Raw genomic sequence first — 243 nt, 5'->3', positions numbered from 1 at the left:
TTGACGGTACCCTGACAGTGAACCCGGCGTCGCTGACGATCACGGCGTCGGGAGCGACCAAGACCTATGGCGGCAGCGCCAACCTGACCGGCTTCACCAGCAGCGGCCTGGTGAACAGTGACAGCATCAGCAGCGTCAGCCTGACCTCCACCGGCAGCGGTACGGCGGCGAGTGTGGGCAGCTACACGATAAGTGCGGCCGATGCGTCCGGCACGGGCCTGTCGAACTATTCGATCACCTATG

General features: G+C 64.2%; 1 protein-coding gene. It reads left to right on the top strand.

Annotated features, from left to right (window positions below):
- A partial coding sequence (locus ACM9LZ_RS26145; protein ID WP_416622422.1) for an MBG domain-containing protein occupies nucleotides 1–243 on the top strand: 243 nt, incomplete at both ends.

The organism is Niveispirillum fermenti, assembly GCF_048066175.1.
Classification (GTDB): Bacteria; Pseudomonadota; Alphaproteobacteria; order Azospirillales; family Azospirillaceae; genus Niveispirillum; species Niveispirillum fermenti.
Note: the sequence above shows the minus strand (reverse complement) of the source record. Positions and strands in the feature narration are given on the sequence as shown.